General features: G+C 53.5%; 22 protein-coding genes. 13 read left to right on the forward strand and 9 right to left on the reverse strand.

Translation table 11 applies throughout. From position 1 onward, the window contains the following. Positions 1-82: 82 nt before the first annotated feature. Positions 83-511, forward strand: coding sequence for a universal stress protein UspF (uspF, locus tag OGW17_RS10315; protein WP_049011759.1), 429 nt, complete (start codon positions 83-85; stop codon positions 509-511). Positions 512-1,177: 666 nt separating this feature from the next. On the opposite strand, the gene OGW17_RS10320 is transcribed toward uspF, so the two are convergent. The 3 genes from OGW17_RS10320 to icd all read right to left on the reverse strand — a co-directional run bounded on the left by OGW17_RS10320 (position 1,178) and on the right by icd (position 4,347). Further along, positions 1,178-1,309 (reverse strand): hypothetical protein, encoded by a 132-nt coding sequence (locus OGW17_RS10320; protein ID WP_012132696.1) that lies wholly within the window; start codon positions 1,307-1,309, stop codon positions 1,178-1,180. 123 nt (positions 1,310-1,432) lie between these two features. Next, positions 1,433-2,392 (reverse strand): Kdo(2)-lipid IV(A) acyltransferase, encoded by a 960-nt coding sequence (locus tag OGW17_RS10325; RefSeq protein WP_049011760.1) that lies wholly within the window; start codon positions 2,390-2,392, stop codon positions 1,433-1,435. A 704-nt stretch (positions 2,393-3,096) separates the two neighbouring features. Beyond that, positions 3,097-4,347 (reverse strand): NADP-dependent isocitrate dehydrogenase, encoded by a 1,251-nt coding sequence (icd, locus tag OGW17_RS10330; protein ID WP_047457457.1) that lies wholly within the window; start codon positions 4,345-4,347, stop codon positions 3,097-3,099. Between the two features lie 172 nt (positions 4,348-4,519). On the opposite strand from icd, the gene rluE reads away from it, so the two are divergent. From rluE to roxA, 8 genes are all read left to right on the forward strand, one after another. Beyond that, positions 4,520-5,173, forward strand: a complete 654-nt coding sequence (gene rluE / locus OGW17_RS10335; RefSeq protein ID WP_081353176.1) for a 23S rRNA pseudouridine(2457) synthase RluE — start codon at positions 4,520-4,522, stop codon at positions 5,171-5,173. A 9-nt stretch (positions 5,174-5,182) separates the two neighbouring features. Next, complete coding sequence (locus tag OGW17_RS10340; protein ID WP_012132701.1) at positions 5,183-5,644, forward strand: NUDIX hydrolase; 462 nt, start codon at positions 5,183-5,185, stop codon at positions 5,642-5,644. A gap of 54 nt (positions 5,645-5,698) precedes the next feature. Beyond that, complete coding sequence (mnmA, locus tag OGW17_RS10345; RefSeq protein ID WP_071258214.1) at positions 5,699-6,805, forward strand: tRNA 2-thiouridine(34) synthase MnmA; 1,107 nt, start codon at positions 5,699-5,701, stop codon at positions 6,803-6,805. 35 nt (positions 6,806-6,840) lie between these two features. Further along, positions 6,841-7,482 (forward strand): high frequency lysogenization protein HflD, encoded by a 642-nt coding sequence (gene hflD, locus OGW17_RS10350; protein ID WP_024130407.1) that lies wholly within the window; start codon positions 6,841-6,843, stop codon positions 7,480-7,482. A 3-nt stretch (positions 7,483-7,485) separates the two neighbouring features. Beyond that, a complete protein-coding gene (purB, locus tag OGW17_RS10355) occupies positions 7,486-8,856 on the forward strand; it encodes an adenylosuccinate lyase (RefSeq protein ID WP_012132704.1) in 1,371 nt (456 codons plus the stop codon). A gap of 171 nt (positions 8,857-9,027) precedes the next feature. Beyond that, on the forward strand, positions 9,028-9,699 hold the full coding sequence (gene phoP, locus OGW17_RS10360; protein ID WP_024130426.1) for a two-component system response regulator PhoP: 672 nt from the start codon (positions 9,028-9,030) through the stop codon (positions 9,697-9,699). Beyond that, positions 9,699-11,162, forward strand: coding sequence for a two-component system sensor histidine kinase PhoQ (gene phoQ / locus OGW17_RS10365; protein WP_012132787.1), 1,464 nt, complete (start codon positions 9,699-9,701; stop codon positions 11,160-11,162). Before phoP ends, phoQ begins: the two co-directional genes overlap by 1 nt. A gap of 92 nt (positions 11,163-11,254) precedes the next feature. Then, positions 11,255-12,376, forward strand: a complete 1,122-nt coding sequence (gene roxA, locus OGW17_RS10370; protein ID WP_071258215.1) for a [50S ribosomal protein L16]-arginine 3-hydroxylase — start codon at positions 11,255-11,257, stop codon at positions 12,374-12,376. Between the two features lie 109 nt (positions 12,377-12,485). On the opposite strand, the gene pepT is transcribed toward roxA, so the two are convergent. Beyond that, positions 12,486-13,712, reverse strand: a complete 1,227-nt coding sequence (gene pepT, locus OGW17_RS10375; protein ID WP_047457474.1) for a peptidase T — start codon at positions 13,710-13,712, stop codon at positions 12,486-12,488. 250 nt (positions 13,713-13,962) lie between these two features. Here pepT and potA point away from each other — a divergent pair, with 250 nt between their 5' ends. The 4 genes from potA to potD are packed head-to-tail and all read left to right on the forward strand — an operon-like array spanning position 13,963 to position 17,787. Next, complete coding sequence (gene potA / locus OGW17_RS10380; protein ID WP_012132791.1) at positions 13,963-15,099, forward strand: spermidine/putrescine ABC transporter ATP-binding protein PotA; 1,137 nt, start codon at positions 13,963-13,965, stop codon at positions 15,097-15,099. Continuing rightward, positions 15,083-15,940, forward strand: a complete 858-nt coding sequence (gene potB, locus OGW17_RS10385; protein WP_286452185.1) for a spermidine/putrescine ABC transporter permease PotB — start codon at positions 15,083-15,085, stop codon at positions 15,938-15,940. The genes potA and potB overlap by 17 nt, the downstream gene beginning before the upstream one ends. Further along, positions 15,937-16,716, forward strand: coding sequence for a spermidine/putrescine ABC transporter permease PotC (potC, locus tag OGW17_RS10390; protein ID WP_012132793.1), 780 nt, complete (start codon positions 15,937-15,939; stop codon positions 16,714-16,716). Before potB ends, potC begins: the two co-directional genes overlap by 4 nt. 24 nt (positions 16,717-16,740) lie before the next feature. Continuing rightward, positions 16,741-17,787 carry a spermidine/putrescine ABC transporter substrate-binding protein PotD gene (gene potD, locus OGW17_RS10395; RefSeq protein WP_071258216.1) on the forward strand — a complete coding sequence of 349 codons (1,047 nt, stop codon included), beginning with the start codon at positions 16,741-16,743 and terminating at the stop codon, positions 17,785-17,787. A gap of 101 nt (positions 17,788-17,888) precedes the next feature. Here the strand turns inward: potD and cobB are convergent, their stop codons facing one another. From cobB to lolC, 5 genes are read right to left on the reverse strand one after another with little or no spacing between them, the layout of a single operon-like run. After that, on the reverse strand, positions 17,889-18,710 hold the full coding sequence (gene cobB / locus OGW17_RS10400) for a Sir2 family NAD+-dependent deacetylase (RefSeq protein WP_071258218.1): 822 nt from the start codon (positions 18,708-18,710) through the stop codon (positions 17,889-17,891). Between the two features lie 15 nt (positions 18,711-18,725). Continuing rightward, entirely contained in the window at positions 18,726-19,637 is a 912-nt protein-coding gene (nagK, locus tag OGW17_RS10405; protein WP_071258220.1) for an N-acetylglucosamine kinase, read from the reverse strand. Positions 19,638-19,669: 32 nt separating this feature from the next. Beyond that, positions 19,670-20,914 (reverse strand): lipoprotein-releasing ABC transporter permease subunit LolE, encoded by a 1,245-nt coding sequence (lolE, locus tag OGW17_RS10410; protein WP_024130429.1) that lies wholly within the window; start codon positions 20,912-20,914, stop codon positions 19,670-19,672. Next, on the reverse strand, positions 20,914-21,615 hold the full coding sequence (gene lolD, locus OGW17_RS10415; protein WP_071258222.1) for a lipoprotein-releasing ABC transporter ATP-binding protein LolD: 702 nt from the start codon (positions 21,613-21,615) through the stop codon (positions 20,914-20,916). The genes lolE and lolD overlap by 1 nt, the downstream gene beginning before the upstream one ends. After that, a complete protein-coding gene (gene lolC, locus OGW17_RS10420; protein WP_114647634.1) occupies positions 21,608-22,807 on the reverse strand; it encodes a lipoprotein-releasing ABC transporter permease subunit LolC in 1,200 nt (399 codons plus the stop codon). The genes lolD and lolC overlap by 8 nt, the downstream gene beginning before the upstream one ends. Between the last annotated feature and the right edge of the window lie 90 nt (positions 22,808-22,897).

Raw genomic sequence — 22,897 nt, forward strand, 5'->3', positions numbered from 1 at the left:
AACTTTGATCTGATTACTTCTTATACAACCGATAAGTCCAGTACACTTAAGGTGGAGATAAAACAAACAGGAGGTGGTGAATATGTATCGTTCTATTCTGGTGCCGATTGATATCTCAGAAGCCAGCTTGACCCGTCAGATCATCCCGCAGGTTGAGGCGCATGCTAAAACCGCAAAGGTGCATTTTTTGGCCGTAATACCTTCTGTCCCGTTCTATGCCTCACTGGGTCTGGCCTACTCCAGCGAGTTCCCGGATAGAAGCGGTCTTCAGTCAAAGGCCGCCGTCAAACTGGAGGAAATTGTTAAACAATTCAATATCCCCGAGGGCAGGAGCCAGTCCCATGTTGTCTACGGCCCGCCCAAAGATCAGATCCTCAAACTGGCGGATACGGTAGAAGCCGACCTGATTATCATTGCGTCGCATCAACCGGGTTTCAGCACCTATCTGCTGGGTTCAACTGCTGCGGCCGTTGTTCGCCATGCAAACTGCCCTGTTCTGGTTGTACGCTAATACCGCTCGCTAACCCTGGCGAAAACGGGAGCCAACAGGCTCCCGTTCTTGTATCACACCTGTTTTCTGATGAATGACTCCCGATAAAAACAGCCTTATAAAACGAATGGTTGAATCATTAAATGATAATGGTTATCATTCTCTTGCTGTAAATACCTTAGCGCCTAATACAGGTATTGAAAGCACGACATTGCTCACATTGCTTCCAGTATGATTTTGCCCGCACTCTGTTGCGGGCTTTTTTTGCCAGAGTATTCATGCTCTCAGGGAAAAGGGCATGTGAGTCGTTAAACATTAAAAGGATATTTATGAACATAAAGAGAGTTGCCGGCACGATTTCAATCGTATTGTTGACGGCTTGTGTCGACTCAGAAGTACAACCCGCGCCTTCTTCCGCCAGCCCAATTTGTCAGGGATTCGGCTGCGTAAAAACTCCCGGGAAACTTCCCAGCCGCGCCGCCACCCATAAACCGACAAAAGAAGAAAGAAACCGTGTGATCCGAGGCGAGAAACCCGATTTTGGCTCCGAAGAGTGGAGTGTCGGGGGTACGCTGCCTGGCTGGTGATTGCAGGTGCAGAGTCGTCACTCTCACAACACGCCATTCTACTGACATAAAAAAACGGGAACTGACAGGTTCCCGTTCTTGTTTATCCTCAGGTGCATATTTACAGATACCCGGCGATATAACCGGAGATCATACGCACAAGATAAGGCCACCCGGCCATGACAAGCAGCATCAGCAGCGCGATAAGCAGCCCCGTTAATACTGACCGAATGCGTTCATGTTCCGTGCCCATTTTCACCTCCCCTGACCGCAGAAAATGAATGACTAAATTCCCAATAGCACGAACACATGACAGGTTTATGACGGCATTATTGACCAGTAACCGCCCGGAGGCGGTTTGAAACCAGGAAGCGAGCTATTCGCCGTTACTCTCAATCGCGTTTTCCTTCTTCCCATACAGGGCCGGCTTGCCTGCTGGTCGGGTCTTAAAGCGACGGTGTAGCCACATATATTGTTCAGGAGCCAGGTTGATTGCGCGTTCAATCGCCCGATTCATTCTGGTCGCAACGGTTTCCTTGCCCTCGTCATACAGTTCATGGCCGATATCCGGGAGGATGATCAGCTCGTACCCTCTTCCATCCGCTCGGCGTCGGGGAACAAAAGGAACAACCGCCGGGCGGGCGCTTCTGACAAGCATGTAACTGCCGGCGGTAGTCGCCGCATCGGGAACATCAAAAAAAGGAACAAACACGCTGTTACGAGCGCCATAGTCATGATCAGGTGCATACCAGACAATCTCACCTTGTTTGAGCACTCGTATCATGCCTTTTAAATCATAGCGATCGAGCATGGTTTTATTTGAGCGAAGACGTCCCCGCGTCTGCAACCAGTCATACAGCGCGTTATTGTTCGGCCTGTATACGCCAATGCCCGGATTGAGCATCCCAAATATGCGCGCCCCAAGTTCAAGAGTAAGAAAGTGCATACCGATGAGAAGCACGCCTTTATTTTCAGCTCGCGCACTTTCCATATGTTCATAACCCGTAACCGTAAACCATTTGCGTAAACGCCTGTCTGACCAGAACCAGGCGATACCGGTTTCAAGTACCCCCATGCCTACCGACTCAAAATTTTTAATCAGTAATTTTTCACGCTCCTTCGCAGGTAGCGCCTTAAAGCAAAGTTCCAGGTTGCGACGGGCTATTGTTACCCTGCGAGGCAATGCGCGCATGGCCACTCTCCCCAGACAAGCGCCAAGCCTGAGCAGAATGGGATAAGGCAGCAAAACAGCACATCGTAAGAAGAAAATACCCAGCCATAGCAGCCAGTAGCGAGGATGAAAAAAAGCGAATGAAAATGTTGGGAGTCTCGTCATTGAGTAAAATACGTTCCGATTTACTGATAACTGCGGTGTTAGCTATCTGACTATTACAAAGAGGGGAAAACTAAAGCCCCGGTTAGCACAAAAAGTCTATAAAAAGACGAAAAAGTCGTTTTGTCATTTTTTGCGACTTATCCCCTGCTCACCGCGAGGTCGTAAAAACGTCATTTACCTTTTCGCCGCCACATGACCGATCGGACAATTTCAGGTCTATTCATTAAGCACAATTGAGGTTATGTTATTACATAACTTTTAGTGAGAAGGGTAATCATCAGATGAAAGTCAGAAACATATTCGCCATATCACTGGCAGCCTCGTCGTTCAGTTGCCTGGCATTCAAATCGCCGCCCAACGTAGTACCCGGTACGGCTCCTGATAACGTTCGCACACTCGAAAGTAATATTCTGGGAAGTTTTTACAGTCAGCATGGTACTGAGCCGCAGACAACATTTTTGGGAACCTGTGACGCTTCACCCGTTCCAGGTTGTTCATGCCCGTTTTGCACAATGCTCCGTAGCCACATCCGCTGATGGGCTAATCGTCTGAGTCACTGGCAGATGCACATCTTCCCCGTCTGGAGACTTGCGAAGTATCGTCTTAGTCCTCTGCGAATTCGACATTCAAAAAACAAGTTCGAATGCTAATAATAAAAAACGGGAACCCTCAGGCTCCCGTTCTTGTTTAACCCAGAAACTGGATTACATATTTGCGATGATCGCGTCGCCAAACTCTGAACATTTCAGCAGCTTAGCGCCTTCCATCAGACGTTCGAAATCGTAAGTGACGGTCTTCGCGGCAATCGCGCCTTCCATCCCTTTGACGATCAGATCTGCGGCTTCGAACCACTGCATGTGGCGCAGCATCATCTCAGCAGACAGAATGATGGAGCCCGGGTTAACTTTATCCTGGCCCGCGTACTTCGGCGCAGTACCGTGAGTCGCTTCGAACAGCGCGCACTCGTCACCGATGTTCGCGCCCGGCGCGATACCGATACCGCCAACCTGCGCCGCCAGGGCGTCAGAGATGTAGTCGCCGTTCAGGTTCATACAGGCAATCACGTCGTACTCAGCCGGACGCAGCAGGATCTGTTGCAGGAACGCATCGGCGATCACGTCTTTAATCACGATCTCTTTGCCGGTGTTCGGGTTCTTGATTTTGACCCACGGGCCGCCGTCGATCAGCTCACCGCCGAATTCATCACGCGCTAACTGGTAGCCCCAGTCTTTAAACGCGCCTTCGGTGAACTTCATGATGTTGCCTTTGTGAACCAGGGTCACAGAATCACGGTCGTTAGCGATGGCATATTCAATCGCCGCACGCACCAGACGTTTGGTTCCTTCTTCGGAACACGGCTTAATACCGATACCACAGTGTTCAGGGAAGCGAATTTTCTTCACGCCCATCTCTTCGCGCAGGAATTTGATCACTTTCTCGGCATCCGCAGAGTCGGCTTTCCATTCGATACCTGCATAAATATCTTCAGCGTTTTCGCGGAAGATGACCATGTCGGTCAGTTCAGGGTGTTTAACCGGGCTTGGGGTGCCCTGATAGTAACGAACCGGACGCAGACACACGTACAGGTCGAGTTCCTGACGCAGCGCCACGTTCAGGGAACGAATACCGCCGCCGACCGGGGTAGTCAGAGGGCCTTTGATGGCCACGCGGTAATCACGAATCAGATCCAGGGTTTCAGCAGGCAGCCAGACATCCTGGCCATAAACCTGAGTGGATTTTTCACCGGTGTAAATTTCCATCCAGGAGATTTTACGCTCGCCTTTATAGGCTTTCTCGACAGCGGCATCGACCACTTTGAGCATGGCTGGGGTTACATCAACACCGATACCGTCGCCTTCAATGAACGGGATAATCGGATTTTCAGGAACGTTGAGTTTGCCGTTTTGCAGGGTGATCTTCTTACCTTCCGCCGGAACAACTACTTTGCTTTCCATTCACCTCTCCTTCGAGCGCTTCTGGTTTGCTCGTCTGTCATCACGCTGCATGTGCGTTTGCGTCCTGCGACACGGATGCATTAGAGCAACTTTTTTGTTAATGATTTGTAATGAGCGTGTCAATACTACCCTATTGTTTGCTGCCATGAAAGACACTCGTTATTAGGCTATAATGCGGCAATTGATAAGCCCTGAAAATACCATGCAAAAAACTTCTTTTAGAAATCACCGGGTTGAGCGATTCAGCTCACGACAAGTCACTAAGCGGCGGAAAGAAAACCAGCCAAAACGCGTGGTTTTGTTCAATAAACCTTACGATGTTTTGCCGCAATTTACGGATGAGGCCGGGCGCAGCACATTAAAAGACTATATTCCTGTCCAGGGCGTCTATGCAGCAGGTCGTCTGGACAGGGACAGCGAAGGTCTTCTGGTGCTCACCAACGATGGCGCATTGCAGGCTCGTCTGACGCAGCCCGGCAAACGTACCGGTAAGATTTATTACGTTCAGGTTGAAGGCGAACCCACCGCAGAAGCGCTGGAAGCCCTGCGCAATGGCGTGACGCTCAATGATGGCCCCACTCTGCCTGCGGGCATTGAGGTAGTGGAGGAACCCGAATGGCTGTGGCCGAGAACGCCGCCGATTCGCGAACGAAAAAGTATTCCCACCCGCTGGCTCAAAGTGACCTTATATGAAGGCCGTAACCGTCAGGTACGGCGTATGACGGCGCACGTCGGCTACCCTACGCTGCGACTGATCCGCTACGCAATGGGCAACTACACGCTGGATAATCTTGCCAACGGCGAATGGCGAGACGCTACCGATTAAGGAAAAACCATGTTCAAACCGCACGTCACCGTCGCCTGCATCGTCCATGCAGAAGGTCAATTCCTCGTGGTGGAAGAGACCATTAACGGCAAAGCGCTCTGGAATCAGCCAGCCGGACATCTGGAAGCCGACGAAACGCTGGTGGAAGCCGCCGCGCGCGAACTCTGGGAAGAGACAGGGATTACCGCGCAACCCCAGCACTTTATTCGTCTGCATCAATGGATCGCGCCGGACAACACGCCGTTCCTGCGTTTCCTCTTTTCCATTGAACTTACCAGGATGTGCGCCACTGAACCTCACGACAACGACATTGACTGCTGTCGCTGGGTCAGCGCCGACGCGATCCTCAACGCCCCCAACCTGCGTTCGCCGCTGGTTGCCGAGAGCATTCGTTGCTGGCAGAACGGGCAACGTTATCCGCTGGCGATCATCGGCGAATTTAACTGGCCGTTTACAGAGGGTGTCAAGTAAAAGGGCTGCGTGATAGAATACGCCGCCTTGAAGTTCAATGTCGTGAGTATTCCAATGTCAGAAAGCCCAAAAAAAGTGATCGTCGGCATGTCCGGCGGTGTCGACTCCTCCGTTTCCGCCTGGCTGTTGCAACAACAGGGCTACCAGGTAGAAGGCCTGTTCATGAAGAACTGGGAAGAGGACGACGGTGAGGAATATTGCACAGCGGCAGCCGACCTGGCTGATGCGCAGGCCGTTTGCGACAAACTTGGCATTGAACTGCATACCGTAAACTTTGCCGCAGAATACTGGGACAACGTTTTTGAACTCTTCCTGGAAGAGTACAAAGCGGGCCGCACGCCGAACCCGGATATTCTGTGTAATAAAGAGATCAAATTTAAAGCCTTCCTCGAATTTGCCGCTGAAGATCTGGGCGCTGATTATATCGCCACCGGTCACTACGTCCGTCGCGCGGATGTGGACGGCAAAAGCCGCCTGCTGCGCGGGCTCGACGGTAACAAAGATCAGAGCTACTTCCTTTACACACTCGGCCATGAGCAGATCGCCCAAAGCCTGTTCCCGGTCGGTGAACTGGAAAAACCGCAGGTACGCAAAATTGCCGAAGACCTCGGTCTGATCACCGCGAAGAAAAAAGACTCTACCGGCATCTGCTTTATCGGCGAACGTAAATTCCGCGAGTTCCTCGGTCGCTATCTCCCGGCGCAGCCAGGAAAAATCATCACCGTAGACGGCGACGAAATCGGTCAGCACCAGGGGCTGATGTACCACACGCTGGGCCAACGTAAAGGTCTGGGTATCGGCGGCACCAAAGAAGGCACCGAAGATCCGTGGTACGTGGTCGATAAAGATGTCGAGAATAACATTCTGGTTGTCGCTCAGGGTCATGAGCATCCACGTCTGATGTCCTTCGGCCTGATTGCCCAACAGCTTCACTGGGTCGATCGCGAACCGTTTAGCGGCACCCTGCGCTGCACGGTGAAAACCCGCTACCGCCAGACCGACATTCCGTGCACCGTGAAAACGCTGGATGACGAACGCATTGAAGTGATTTTTGATGAGCCGGTAGCCGCAGTAACGCCGGGTCAGTCGGCTGTCTTTTATAACGGAGAAGTGTGCCTCGGCGGCGGTATTATCGAGCAGCGCCTGCCCCTGCCGGTATAATTATTCTCTATAACTGATACAAGGAAGCAGTGATCGTGGCAAAGAATTATTATGACATCACCCTCGCACTGGCAGGCATTTGCCAGTCAGCACGCCTGGTGCAACAGCTGGCGCACCAGGGGCACTGTGATGCCGATGCGCTACACGTTTCACTGAACAGCGTTATCGATATGAACCCCAGCTCTACGCTGGGCGTATTCGGCGGCAGCGAAGCGAACCTTCGCCTCGGTCTGGAAACCCTGCTCGGCGTCCTGAATGCCAGTAGCCGCCAGGGGCTGAACGCAGAGCTGACGCGCTATACGCTGAGCCTGATGGTGCTGGAGCGCAAACTGTCAGCCGCCAAAGGCGCGCTGGACATGCTGGGCGAGCGCATTAACGGCTTACAGCGTCAGCTTGACCATTTTGACCTGCAATCAGAAACGCTGATGAGCGCGATGGCCGGTATTTATGTCGATGTCATCAGCCCGCTGGGGCCGCGCATTCAGGTGACGGGCTCACCCGCCGTGCTGCAAAGCCCGCAGGTGCAGGCAAAAGTTCGCGCCTCGCTTCTGGCCGGTATCCGTGCCGCAGTGCTCTGGCACCAGGTCGGCGGTGGCCGCCTGCAATTAATGTTTTCTCGTAATCGCCTGACCACTCAGGCAAAACAAATTCTTGCTCATTTAACCCCGGAGTTGTGATCTATGGAATTATCCTCACTGACCGCCGTTTCCCCTGTCGATGGACGCTACGGCGATAAAGTCAGCGCGCTGCGCGGGATTTTCAGCGAATACGGTTTGCTGAAATTCCGTGTACAGGTTGAAGTACGCTGGCTGCAAAAACTGGCCGCGCACGCAGCGATCAAGGAAGTTCCTGCTTTTGCTGCCGACGCAAACGGTTTCCTGGATACGATCGTCGCGAACTTCAATGAAGAAGATGCCGCGCGTATCAAAACCATTGAGCGCACGACAAACCACGACGTGAAGGCAGTTGAGTATTTCCTGAAAGAAAAAGTGGCGGATATCCCGGAACTGCATGCGGTTTCTGAGTTCATCCACTTCGCCTGTACTTCTGAAGACATCAACAACCTGTCTCATGCGCTGATGCTGAAAACCGCACGCGACGAAGTGATCCTGCCGTACTGGCGTCAGCTGATCGACGCGGTCAAAGATCTGTCCGTTCAGTATCGCGACATTCCCCTGCTCTCCCGTACCCACGGTCAACCGGCTACGCCGTCCACGATGGGGAAAGAGATGGCTAACGTGGCTTACCGTATGGAACGCCAGTTCCGTCAGTTAAACCAGGTGGAAATCCTTGGTAAAATCAACGGCGCGGTCGGTAACTATAACGCCCACATTGCCGCTTACCCGGAAGTGGACTGGCACCATTTCAGCGAAGAGTTTGTGACGTCGCTGGGTATCCAGTGGAACCCGTACACCACACAGATTGAACCGCATGACTACATCGCAGAGCTGTTTGACTGTGTCGCGCGCTTTAACACCATCCTGATTGACTTCGATCGCGACGTCTGGGGTTATATCGCGCTCAACCACTTCAAACAGAGAACCATCGCGGGTGAAATTGGTTCTTCCACCATGCCGCACAAGGTTAACCCGATTGACTTCGAAAACTCCGAAGGCAACCTGGGGCTGGCTAACGCCGTACTGCAACACCTGGCAAGCAAACTGCCGGTTTCCCGCTGGCAGCGCGACCTGACGGACTCCACCGTGCTGCGTAACCTGGGCGTCGGTATTGGCTATGCGTTGATCGCGTATCAGTCCACCCTGAAAGGCGTAAGCAAACTGGAAGTGAACCGCGATCGTCTGCTGGATGAACTGGATCACAACTGGGAAGTGCTGGCAGAGCCGATCCAGACCGTAATGCGCCGCTACGGCATTGAGAAACCGTACGAGAAGCTGAAAGAGTTAACGCGCGGCAAACGTGTTGACGCCGAAGGCATGAAGCAGTTTATCGACAGTCTGGCCCTGCCGGAAGAAGAGAAAACGCGCCTGAAGGCGATGACCCCGGCCAACTATATTGGTCGCGCCATCACTATGGTTGACGAGCTGAAGTAATCCCCCCTGCCGGATAGCGATGCTAACGCATCTTATCCGGCCGATATTCAGCGCACCCAATGCCGGAGACTCATCCGGCATAACTCTCCCCCCGGTTTACGAAATGTTTATCCCCGCCGCAACATAATCAGCGTTAAACTACTAATACCGTTAATTTAGGGAGAAAAGATGATGCGCGTACTGGTTGTCGAAGATAATGCCTTATTACGCCACCACCTGAAGGTTCAATTACAGGATTTGGGGCACCAGGTTGATGACGCAGAAGATGCAAAGGAAGCCGATTATTATCTTAACGAGCATCTGCCGGACATCGCCATCGTCGATTTAGGCCTCCCGGATGAAGACGGGCTTTCGCTGATCCGCCGCTGGCGCAGCAATGACGTTTCCCTTCCTGTTCTGGTATTAACCGCCCGTGAGGGCTGGCAGGATAAAGTGGAAGTGCTGAGCGCCGGCGCCGACGACTACGTGACAAAACCGTTTCATATTGAAGAAGTGGTCGCGCGTATGCAGGCGTTAATGCGCCGCAACAGCGGCCTGGCCTCGCAGGTTATCTCTATTCCGCCTTTTCAGGTGGATCTCTCCCGCCGTGAATTGTCCGTAAATGATGAAGTGATAAAACTGACGGCGTTTGAATACACCATTATGGAAACGCTGATCCGCAATAATGGCAAAGTCGTCAGTAAAGATTCGTTGATGCTACAGCTCTACCCGGATGCGGAACTGCGTGAAAGCCATACCATTGATGTATTAATGGGGCGCTTACGCAAAAAAATTCAGGCGCGATATCCTGATGATGTGATTACCACCGTCCGTGGTCAGGGATACCTGTTCGAACTGCGCTAATGAATAAATTACTGCGTCATCTTTTTCCTTTATCGCTGCGCCTGCGCTTTCTGCTGGCGACGGCAGGCGTTGTGCTGGTGCTCTCTCTGGCCTACGGCATGGTCGCGCTGGTTGGCTATAGCGTCAGTTTCGATAAGACAACCTTTCGCCTGTTACGCGGTGAAAGCAACCTTTTCTACACCCTCGCGTCATGGCAAAACAATAAAATCAATATCGAGATCCCGGAAAATCTCGATATGCAAAGCCCCACGATGACACTGATCTATGATGAGAACGGCAAGTTGTTATGGGCGCAGCGCAACGTTCCCTGGCTGGAGAAACGTATCCAGCCGGAATGGCTGAAAGCCAACGGTTTTCATGAAATTGAAGCCGATGTCGATGCCACCAGCACATTGCTGAGTGAAGATCATTCCGCCCAACAGCAGCTCAAAGAGGTGCGGGAAGATGACGACGATGCGGAAATGACCCACTCCGTGGCGGTGAATGTCTATCCGGCTACCGCGCGGATGCCGCAACTGACGATAGTGGTTGTCGATACCATCCCCATCGAGCTGAAACGCTCGTATATGGTCTGGAGCTGGTTTATTTATGTTCTGGCGGCAAACCTGCTGTTAGTCATCCCGTTGCTCTGGGTCGCCGCATGGTGGAGTTTACGCCCTATCGAAGCGCTGGCGCGTGAAGTGCGCGAGCTGGAAGAACACCACCGTGAAATGCTCAACCCGGAAACCACGCGGGAACTGACCAGCCTGGTGCGCAACCTCAACCGGCTGCTGAAGAGCGAACGTGAGCGTTATGATAAATACCGCACCACGTTAACCGACCTCACCCATAGTCTGAAAACGCCGCTGGCAGTATTGCAGAGCACCCTGCGTTCAATGCGCAGCGAAAAAATGAGCGTCAGCGACGCCGAACCGGTCATGCTGGAACAGATCAGCCGTATCTCCCAGCAGATCGGTTATTACCTGCATCGCGCCAGCATGCGCGGAAGCGGCGTGTTACTCAGCCGTGAGCTGCACCCCGTAGCGCCGTTACTGGACAATCTCACCTGCGCGCTCAATAAGGTGTATCAGCGTAAAGGGGTCAACATTAGCCTCGATATTTCGCCGGAAATCAGCTTCGTCGGCGAGCAGAATGACTTTGTTGAAGTGATGGGCAACGTGCTGGATAACGCCTGTAAATACTGCCTGGAGTTTGTTGAAATTTCAGCCCGGCAGACCGATGAGCATCTGCATATTCTGGTAGAAGACGACGGCCCGGGCATTCCGCAAAGCAAACGTGATGTGGTTTTCGATCGCGGTCAGCGCATTGACACCCTGCGACCAGGGCAAGGCGTAGGGCTGGCGGTCGCCCGTGAGATCACTGAGCAATATGAAGGGAAGATCGTCGCCGGTGACAGTTTGCTCGGCGGAGCGCGGATGGAGGTGATTTTTGGTCGCCAGCACCCGATTCAGCGCGATGAATGACGCTGGCGTGTAATATTTATGTATGTTCTTCACCGCATGTCGTTAAGCATCCGTTATAATCGGTGTCAGATACCAGCCTGCGGATAATCAACATGGAATATCAATTAACACTTAACTGGCCCGAATTTCTTGAACGCCACTGGCAAAAACGCCCGGTGGTGTTAAAACGTGGGTTCAACAACTTCATTGATCCGCTCTCCCCTGACGAACTGGCGGGACTGGCGATGGAAAGCGAAGTCGATAGCCGTCTGGTCAGCCATCAGGATGGTAAATGGCAGGTCAGCCACGGCCCGTTCGAGAGTTACGACCACCTCGGCGAGAACAACTGGTCACTGCTGGTTCAGGCCGTAAACCACTGGCATGAACCTACCGCTGCGCTGATGCGCCCTTTCCGCGCGTTGCCAGACTGGCGTATTGACGATCTGATGATCTCCTTTTCCGTCCCTGGCGGCGGCGTGGGTCCGCATCTGGATCAGTACGATGTCTTTATCATTCAGGGAACCGGTCGCCGCCGCTGGCGCGTAGGCGAGAAGCTGCAACTGAAGCAGCATTGCCCTCACCCGGATCTACTCCAGGTCGATCCTTTTGAAGCCATCATTGATGAAGAGCTGGAGCCCGGCGATATTCTGTATATCCCACCCGGATTCCCGCACGAAGGCTACGCGCTGGAAAACGCGATGAACTACTCGGTTGGTTTCCGCGCGCCGAATACGCGTGAACTGATCAGCGGTTTTGCCGACTACGTTCTGCAACGCGAGCTGGGCAGCACCTATTACAGCGACCCGGATATCCCGCCGCGCGAGCATCCTGCCGACGTTCTGCCGCAGGAGATGGACAAGCTGCGTGAAATGATGCTCGACCTGATCAATCAGCCTGAACACTTTAAACAGTGGTTTGGCGAATTTATCTCCCAGTCTCGTCACGAACTGGACATCGCGCCGCCGGAACCGCCGTATCAGCCGGATGAGATCTATGATGCGCTGAAACAAGGCGATGTGCTGGTGCGTCTGGGCGGCTTACGCGTCCTGCGCATTGGCGATGAGATCTACGCCAACGGTGAGAAGATTGATTCTCCGCACCGCCCGGCGCTGGAGGCGCTCTCCAGTCACATCGTGCTGACCGCCGAGAATTTTGGCGATGCGCTGGAAGACCCGTCGTTCCTCGCGATGCTGGCCGCGCTGGTCAACAGCGGGTACTGGTTCTTCGAAGGGTAATAAGTTATTGCGATTGAGCCTGATGGCAACGCTAGCGCGTTTTATCAGGCCTACACACGGTAGGCCTGATAAGCGAAGCGCCATCCGGCGCCATCACACCACGGCACCATTACTGCTGCTTCGCAGTTAGCTCCGCAATACGCACAATCACCTGCACCGCTTTCTCCATCCCTTCCAGCGTCACAAACTCATGCTTGCCATGATAGTTATAGCCGCCGGTAAAGAGGTTCGGGCACGGTAAGCCCATAAACGAAAGCTGGGCGCCGTCAGTGCCGCCACGGATCGGCTTCATATCCGGCACAATATCGCAGTCACGCATTGCCTGCTGTGCAATATCGAGAATATGTGGATGTTCGACCACTTTCTCGCGCATATTGTAATAGCTGTCTTCGATCACCAGCTCAATGTAGCAGTCCGGGTGCAGTCCCTTCCCGACCTTTTTAGCGATCTCCATCATTTTGCGCTTGCGGGCTTCAAACTGTTTGCGGTCGAAATCGCGAATGATGTAGTGCATATCCGCACGATCAACGGTGCCTTTCATACTCGCCAGATGGTAGAAGCCTTCATAGCCTTCAGTCGTCTCCGGGCTCTCATCCGCCGGAACCTCGGCATGAATACGCGCCGCCAGCGACAGCGCATTCACCATCACGCCCTTCGCCGTACCGGGGTGTACGTTATTGCCCACGATTTTGATATTCACGGAGGCCGCATTGAAGTTTTCAAACTCCAGCTCCCCTACGCCGCCGCCATCAACGGTATAAGCCCACTGCGCGCCAAAAGCCTCGACGTCAAAATGTTTCGCCCCTTTCCCGACCTCTTCATCCGGCGTAAAGGCCACGCGAATATCACCGTGCGGAATGTCTTTCTGTTTCAGTACCGCCAGCGCGGTCATGATTTCCGCCACGCCCGCTTTGTCGTCAGCGCCCAGCAGCGTTTTCCCGTCAGTGGTGATCAGCGTCTGCCCCAGCAGTTGATGCAGAACCGGGAACATCACCGGCGACAGCACCTCATCGCCGATCCCTAGCGCAATATCGCCACCACGGTAGTTTTCCACAATCTGCGGATTCACATTTTTACCGCTGAAATCAGGTGAGGTATCCACATGAGAGATAAAACCAATCGCGGGAATATCGCCAGCAACGTTGGCTGGCAGCGTCGCCATGACGGTCCCTTTGTCACTTAACGTGACGTTCACCAGCCCCATTTCTTCGAGCTGTTGTTTGAGCAAATGTAATAATTTCCACTGGCCCTCAGTGCTGGGCACTTGCCGTACGCCCGCCTTTGATTGGGTATCCAGCGACACGTAGTGTAAAAAACGCTCAAGTAGTTTATCCATGCAGTCACCCTCACTTTTCGTGACAACATTATTAATAAGCAAGAAAAGACAAATATTGCGTCAGGTCACTTTTATCCCTGCAAACGAGAATATTTCGCGTAGACACTTTTTCTGACTATAAAGCTAAGCCAGTAATTCGCAACAAGGATTGGCGATTTTAGCGGTTTGCCGTAGAATGACCGCCCTCATTAAGAGTCACCAAGGTGGTTAACCACAAACCCCGCATCGGTCAGCCATCCGTTGCGTCTACATGGGACAGAGTAAAAAATTGAATAAACAACCGCGTTCGCTTTCACCGCTGGTACAACTGGCGGGAATTCGCAAAAGCTTCGACGGAAAAGAGGTCATTTCTAATCTGAATCTGACCATCAATAACGGCGAATTCCTCACGCTGCTTGGCCCCTCTGGCTGCGGTAAAACAACCGTTCTGCGCCTGATTGCCGGTCTGGAAAATGTTGATGCCGGTCATATCATGTTGGATAACCAGGACATCACCGACGTTCCAGCGGAACACCGCTATGTGAACACCGTCTTTCAAAGCTATGCGTTATTCCCCCACATGACCGTATTTGAAAATGTGGCTTTCGGTTTACGCATGCAGAAAACCCCCGCCGCCGAGATTACCCCTCGCGTCACCGACGCTCTGCGCATGGTGCAACTGGAAGAGTTTGCGCAGCGAAAGCCGCATCAGCTTTCCGGCGGGCAGCAGCAGCGTGTGGCCATCGCCCGCGCCGTCGTCAATAAACCGCGTTTATTGCTGCTGGATGAATCCCTCTCCGCGCTGGATTACAAGCTGCGAAAGCAGATGCAGAACGAACTGAAAGCGTTGCAGCGTAAGCTGGGCATCACTTTTGTGTTCGTTACGCACGATCAGGAAGAAGCGCTGACCATGTCTGACCGTATCGTGGTGATGCGCGACGGCATTATTGAGCAGGACGGCACGCCGCGAGAAATCTATGAGGAGCCGAAAAACCTGTTCGTCGCCGGATTCATTGGCGAAATCAACATGTTTAACGCCACGGTAATTGAACGTCTCGACGAACAACGCGTACGCGCCAATGTAGAAGGACGCGAGTGCAATATTTATGTTAACTTTGCCGTCGTTCCTGGTCAGAAACTGAACGTACTGTTACGCCCGGAAGATCTGCGCGTTGATGAAATTAACGATGATAACCACATTGAAGGTCTCATTGGCTACGTACGCGAGCGCAACTACAAAGGTATGACGCTGGAGTCCGTCGTCGAACTGGAAAATGGCAAAATGGTGATGGTCAGCGAATTCTTCAATGAAGACGATCCTGACTTCGACCACTCTCTCGACCAAAAAATGGCCATTAACTGGGTAGAAAGCTGGGAGGTCGTACTGGCTGATGAAGAACACAAGTAAATTCCAGAATGTGGTGATTGTCACTGTCGTTGGTTGGCTTGTGTTGTTTGTCTTTCTGCCCAACCTGATGATTATTGGTACCAGCTTTTTGACCCGTGATGACGCGAACTTCGTCAAAATGGTCTTTACGCTGGATAACTACGCTCGTTTGCTCGATCCGCTCTATTTTGAGGTATTGCTGCATTCCCTCAATATGGCGCTCATTGCCACCTTCGCCTGCCTGGTGCTCGGCTATCCCTTTGCCTGGTTTCTGGCGAAACTGCCGGAAAAAGTGCGTCCGCTGCTGCTGTTTTTGCTGATCGTGCCGTTCTGGACCAACTCGCTGATCCGTATTTACGGCCTGAAAATTTTTCTCAGCACCAAGGGCTATCTCAACGAGTTCCTGCTGTGGCTGGGTGTGATTGACGCCCCGATCCGCATCATGTTCACGCCGGGCGCGGTCATTATCGGTCTGGTCTATATCCTGCTGCCGTTTATGGTGATGCCGCTCTACTCCAGCATTGAAAAACTGGATAAGCCGCTGCTGGAGGCCGCCCGCGATCTGGGCGCCAGTAAATTGCAGACCTTTATTCGCATTATTATTCCACTGACCATGCCGGGGATCATCGCCGGGTGTCTACTGGTGATACTGCCGGCGATGGGGCTGTTCTATGTCTCTGACCTGATGGGTGGAGCAAAGAACCTGCTGATTGGTAATGTTATTAAGGTTCAGTTCCTGAACATTCGCGACTGGCCGTTTGGCGCAGCCACCAGCATTACGCTGACGATTGTGATGGGCCTGATGCTGCTGGTTTACTGGCGCGCATCGCGGCTGCTGAATAAGAAGGTGGAACTCGAATGATCGGTCGACTGCTTCGTGGCGGTTTTATGACCGCTATCTACGCGTACCTGTATATTCCAATCATCATCTTGATTGTGAATTCCTTTAACAGTTCGCGCTTTGGCATCAACTGGCAGGGCTTTACCACCAACTGGTACAGCCTGCTGATGAATAACGACAGCCTGTTGCAGGCGGCACAGCACTCGCTGACGATGGCGGTGTTCTCGGCCACCTTTGCCACGATCATCGGCTCGCTAACGGCAGTGGCGCTGTATCGCTATCGTTTTCGCGGTAAACCGTTTGTCAGCGGCATGCTGTTCGTCGTCATGATGTCGCCGGATATTGTAATGGCGATTTCACTGCTGGTGCTGTTTATGCTGCTCGGCATCCAGTTGGGCTTCTGGTCGTTGCTGTTTTCGCATATCACCTTTTGCCTGCCCTTCGTGGTCGTTACCGTTTACTCGCGCCTGAAAGGGTTTGACGTGCGGATGCTGGAAGCGGCAAAAGACCTTGGAGCCAGTGAAGTCACGATTTTGCGTAAGATCATTCTGCCGCTGGCAATGCCTGCGGTCGCGGCTGGCTGGTTGCTCAGTTTCACCCTGTCGATGGATGACGTGGTGGTTTCGTCATTCGTCACCGGGCCTGGCTATGAGATTCTGCCATTGAAAATTTACTCAATGGTAAAAGTCGGCGTTTCACCGGAAGTTAATGCGCTGGCAACGATTTTGTTGGTTCTGTCGCTGGTTATGGTCATCGCCAGCCAGCTTATTGCTCGTGATAAAACCAAGGGCCGTTGAGGCCCACTATTCAGGGGACGTTAAATGAAAAAATGGTCACGCCACCTGCTCGCGGCGGGTGCTCTGGCACTGGGCATGAGCGCCGCTCACGCTGATGACAACAACACGCTCTATTTCTACAACTGGACCGAGTATGTTCCACCAGGACTGCTGGAACAGTTCACTAAAGAGACGGGCATTAAGGTTATCTATTCGACCTACGAGTCGAATGAAACCATGTATGCCAAGCTGAAAACGTATAAAGACGGCGCCTACGACCTGGTGGTGCCTTCCACCTATTACGTCGATAAAATGCGTAAAGAGGGCATGATCCAGAAGATCGACAAAACGAAGTTAACCAACTTCCACAACCTCGATCCTGAAATGCTCAACAAACCGTTTGACCCGAATAACGACTACTCCATCCCGTATATCTGGGGCGCAACGGCAATTGGCGTTAACAGCGACGAAATTGACCCGAAAACCGTCACCAGTTGGGCTGACCTGTGGAAGCCTGAGTATAAAGGCGGCCTGCTGCTGACTGACGATGCGCGTGAAGTGTTCCAGATGGCGCTGCGTAAGCTGGGTTACTCCGGCAACACCACCGATCCTAAAGAGATTGAAGCGGCGTATAACGAACTGAAAAAACTGATGCCAAACGTGGCGGCGTTCAACTCCGACAACCCGGCTAACCCGTATATGGAAGGCGAAGTCAACCTGGGGATGGTGTGGAACGGTTCTGCGTACGTTGCACGTCAGGCAGGGACGCCGCTTGAGGTTATCTGGCCGAAAGAAGGCGGTATTTTCTGGATGGACAGCCTTTCTATTCCGGCGAACGCCAAAAACAAAGAAGGCGCGCTGAAGCTGATCAACTTCCTGTTGCGCCCGGATGTGGCGAAAGAAGTGGCGGAAACCATCGGTTATCCGACGCCGAACCTGGCCGCACGTAAGCTGTTAAGTCCTGAAGTGGCAAATGATAAATCACTCTACCCTGATGCCGACACCATCAATAAAGGGGAATGGCAGAACGACGTGGGTTCCGCCAGTGCTATCTATGAAGAGTATTATCAGAAGCTGAAAGCGGGACGCTAATTCAGCGTTGTAAAGAATGCCCGATGGCGCTGCGCTTATCGGGCCTGGATAAATGCAAACCGTAGGCCGGATAAGGCATTCGCCGCCATCCGGCAAAAAAATCACAGTCCTTTCAATAATTTCTCAATAAACGCCGGTACAACCTGGCTTGCCGGGCCATAATATTTCTCTTCAAACTCGCTGCCGACCTGGCTTGGTTCAAGATTTAGCTCGACCGTATGCGCGCCGTGCAGGCGGGCCTCATGCACAAACCCGGCCGCCGGATAAACATGCCCGGATGTTCCGATAGCGATAAACACATCCGCCATCGCCAGCGCCATATAGATCTCATCCATGCCAAGCGGCATTTCACCAAACCACACGACGTGCGGGCGAAGCGAAGCCGGGAACTGGCAGCAATGGCACTTATCGTCTGAAGTCACATCGCCCGTCCAGTCCAGAATTTGCCCGCTCTGGGAGCAGCGCACTTTCAACAGCTCGCCGTGCATGTGGATGATATTCTTGTTGCCCGCGCGTTCATGCAGATTATCGATATTTTGCGTCACCAGCAGGAAACGATCGCCCAGCACCTCTTCCAGTTTTGCCAGCGCGACATGCGCCGGGTTGGGCTGAATCTCAGGCCGCTGCAACTGCTGACGGCGGGCGTTGTAAAATGACTGAACCAGTTCTGGATCGCGGGCAAACCCTTCCGGGGTCGCCACATCCTCAACCCGATGCTCTTCCCAGAGACCATCAGCGGCGCGAAATGTACGAATGCCGGATTCGGCAGAGATTCCCGCTCCAGTAAGAACTAATACTCTTGGTTTTTCCATCATTTCCGGCACCACTCTGTCTCTGAAAAAGATTCGCTGACGCAGGCGTTCACGCAAATGGCGTTTGTTTTTACGAAAACGGCTTAATCGATGAGCCCGACGCGACTGCATAACAACCTCTTTTGATTAATCGGTAAGATGTAAGAAGGCAGCGCCGCGCATCCCGCCCGCATCACCGTGTCGCGCCCGTTCAATACGCGGTACACGAGCAACAGGAAGGAGATAACGTGGCAACCTGTCTGCCAGTTGCGTTGTTATAGCAGTGAAGTTTGATAATCCTCCCCCAATCACCACCAGATCGGGATCGACGATCGTGAGGATATTCCCCAGGCAGACCGCCAGTAAATCCTGGTAACGTTCAACATGCGCACGCGCGCGTTCATCACCTTGCTCCCACAAAGCAATAATCTCCGGCGCCTGTAGAGGTTGATGATAGTAATGCTGATACAGCCACGCAAACCCGCGGCCGGAAAGATAATTTTCGATGCAGCCCAGTTGACCGCAGCCGCAGCGACGCAGAGGAAAATCGAACCCCATCAGGGTGAGCGCATCGACAGGCAAACGCATATGACCAAACTCGCCGGTAATATAGCTGCGACCGGTGATCGGCTTACCGTTGAGCACCAGTCCGCCGCCTACGCCCGTCCCGAGGATAAGCCCCATGACCAGCGGATACTGCGTGAACTCATCATCCCAGGCTTCCGACAGTGCAAAGCAGTTCGCGTCGTTATCCAGGCGAACATCACGATCCAGCCGGGCGCTGAGATCGGCGCGGAGCGGTTTACCGCTGGCGGCCGGAACATTGGCGGCATACAGCGTTCCGTCTTCCGTTTCCGGCATCCCGGGAATACCAATGCCCACGGAACCTTTTACGTCAAACCGCTGGTCGGCTTCCGCCACCAGATCGCAGACCGCGGTTAAAAAAGCCTCATAGCCTTCGCGTGGCGTCGGTACGCGTTTTTCCCAGCGCAAACGTCGCTCGTTATCAAACACGCCTAAGGCAATTTTTGTCCCGCCAATGTCAAACCCGTAATGCATCACGCACCGCTCCTTGTTCTTATGTACTGCGACTACTGGCCGCTTAACACTCTCGCGGGGTCAATATTGCTGGCGCGTCGCGCCGGATACCAGCTCGCCAACAAGCTCAGCAACAATGCCGTAACCAGTACGTAAATAACGTCCAGCCAGTGTAATTCGGATGGCAGGAAGTCGATAAAATAGATGTCTCCAGAAAGGAACTGATGCCCTATCAGCTTTTCGATGCCTTCGATAATAGGGGTCAGTTGCAACGAGACGACCACGCCAATCGCCACGCCGCACAGACTGCCGAGCAGACCCGCCAGCAGCCCATACCAGACGAAAATGGCGCGGATTAGGCCATCTTTCGCCCCTAAGGTTCTTAATACCGCGATATCGCCGCTCTTATCTTTTACCGCCATCACCAGCGTCGAAACGATATTGAAGCAGGCCACGCCGATCACCAGCACCATCGCCAGATACATGATGGCGCGGATCATCTGAATATCATGGTACATATAGCCGTAAGTACCGATCCAGCTCTTAATGTAAACGTAACTGTCGGTCACTTCGCCAGCGTCCCGTACCAATTTATTGGCGTTAAAGACATCGTTGACCTTAATCGCGATGCCGGACACGCTGGCCCCCATATCCAGGTACTGCTGCGCGTCTTCCATAGGGATCATGGCAAAGCTGTGATCGAGCTGACCGCTCAGTTGCAGAATCCCCGTCACATGCAGACGCACTCGCTTAGGCTGCTGCAATTTATGATCGGCGCTGGCATTGGGGATCATGATCGACACCCAGTCGCCCTGCTTCACTTTCAGCGCATCGGCAACGCCCTTGCCAATGATGATCTGCTGCTCGCCCGCCCTGAAGTTATCCCAGGCATGGTTTTGCACAAACGACGGCAGCGCGCTCAAGCGCTGTTCCTGTTTCGGGTCCACGCCCTTCACCTGGATTGCGCGCAGATTCGCCCCGCTCTCCACCAGCCCGGTAAAGTTGATATAGGGCGCTGCCGCTGCAATCCCCTGTACGTGCTGCACTTTTTCCAGCGCTTCGCGCCAGTGAGTCCACGGCTGATTCACAGCTTCAATTTCACCATGCGGCACCACGGCCAGAATACGGTTGTTCAGCTCGCGCTCGAAACCGTTCATCGCGCTTAAACCGACAATCAGTACCGCCACGCCCAGCGCGATGCCGATAGTCGAGATAACGGAAATCAGCGACACCATACCGCCGCGTCGACGACCGCGACTAAAGCGCAAGCCGATCAATAACGATAAAGGCGAAGCCATTACTCAGCTCCCATCAGGCTCAGTTCTGCCGTCAGCAGACCGTCGCGCATTTCAAGCTGACGGCTCATTCGCTTCGCCAGCTGCAAATCGTGAGTCACCACCAGAAACGCCGTTCCCTGAGCGCGATTGAGTTCGCCCAGAAGCTGGAAAATACTGTCAGCATTGCGCGCATCCAGGTTGCCGGTCGGTTCATCCGCCAGCACCAGGCGCGGATTGTTGACCAGCGCTCGGGCGATGGCGACACGCTGACGCTCGCCGCCGGAAAGTTCGGATGGACGATGGTTAGCTCGGTGATCCAGCCCCACCGCCTGCAACATTTCACGCGCCCGCTCGGTAATTTCAGCCGTTTTTTTCTTGCCGATCAGCAGCGGCATCGCGACGTTTTCCAGCGCGGTGAAATCCGGTAGCAGGTGATGGAACTGATAAATAAAGCCAAGCTTCTGGTTGCGCAGTTCCGCTTTCGCCGCCGACGAGAGTTTGCTCATCGGCTGGCCGCTAAAAATGACATCGCCCGACGTCGGCGTATCCAGGCCGCCCAGCAGGTGCAGGAGCGTACTTTTCCCGGAGCCGGAGCTGCCGACAATCGCCATCATTTCGCCTTCGCCAATGCTGAAGCTGACATCGTGCAGCACGTCGGTTTGCACGGAGCCTTCCTGATAGCGTTTGCACAGGTTGTCGCATTGCAACAGGATCTTATTCATAACGTAAAGCCTCAGCGGGTTGGGTGGCGGCAGCGCGCCAGGAAGGATACAGCGTGGACAATAACGCGATGGCCATCGCCACCAGCGCAATAACAACAACCTGTAGCGGTTCAATCGCCACCGGCAGCGCAGCGCCATCCAGGAATGCGCCAATGATCGGCATCAGGTTATTCAGTTGGCTGGCCAGCAATGCGCCCAGCACTGCCCCCAGCAGCGCGCCGATAATCCCGGCGCTGGCGCCCTGAACCATAAACACCATCATGATCTGGCGCGGCGTCAGCCCCTGGGTTTGTAAAATAGCCACTTCGCCCTGCTTCTCCATCACCATTAAACCTAACGAAGTAATAATATTAAACGCCGCCACGGCGACAATCAGGCTTAACAGCAAACCCATCATGTTTTTTTCCATGCGCACGGCCTGGAACAGCTCGCCTTTTCGCTCACGCCAGTCCTGCCATTTCGTCCCCTCCGGCAGCGTCTGCTGGCTGAGGGTATCCACCTTCAGCGGCTCATTAAGCCACAAGCGCCAGCCGGTGATATTGCCCGCCGGGTAGCGCATCAGGCGCGACGCATCCTGAATATTGGTCAGCATCTGGTAGCCATCCACTTCGCTGTTCGCCGCGAAGGTGCCAATCACCGTAAACAGGCGCTGGCTCGGCAGGCGTCCCATTGGCGTGAACTGGCTGGCGGAAGGCACCATCACGCGAATTTGATCGCCGCGATTGACGCCCAACTGCCCGGCAAGCTGCTCGCCGAGGATGACATTATACTTGCCCGCTTCAAGAGAGGTTTGCTTCACATTGACCAGATACGGCGTTAAGGGATCTTTTTGCGCCGGGTCGATACCCAGCATCACGCCCACGGCGACGCTACGCGCGCTTTGCAGCACGACATCTCCCGTGGTAAGCGGCGCGATACGATTGACGCCATTCAACGTAACCGCTTTTTCGGGTATCAGCTGTGGATTAAGGGAGCCCTGCTCAGACGAGAGAATTGCCTGCGGCATCAGGCCAAGGATGTTGTTTTGCAGTTCACGTTCAAAACCATTCATCACCGACAATACCGTGACCAGCGCCATCACCCCGAGAGTAATGCCAATGGTGGAAAGCCAGGAGACGAAACGACCGAAACGATCTGCTGCACGCCCACGCATATAACGCAGGCCAATAAATAGAGCGACAGGTTGGTACATGAAATCCGTCTGGTTGCTGTTAGCAAAGCCCTGAGTATATAAGCGAAAGCGGAATGGGTAAATGACTGAACCGTAAGTGTTCGTCAGCGT

The organism is Citrobacter sp. CK181 (assembly GCF_030333595.1).
GTDB lineage: Bacteria > Pseudomonadota > Gammaproteobacteria > Enterobacterales > Enterobacteriaceae > Citrobacter_B > Citrobacter_B koseri.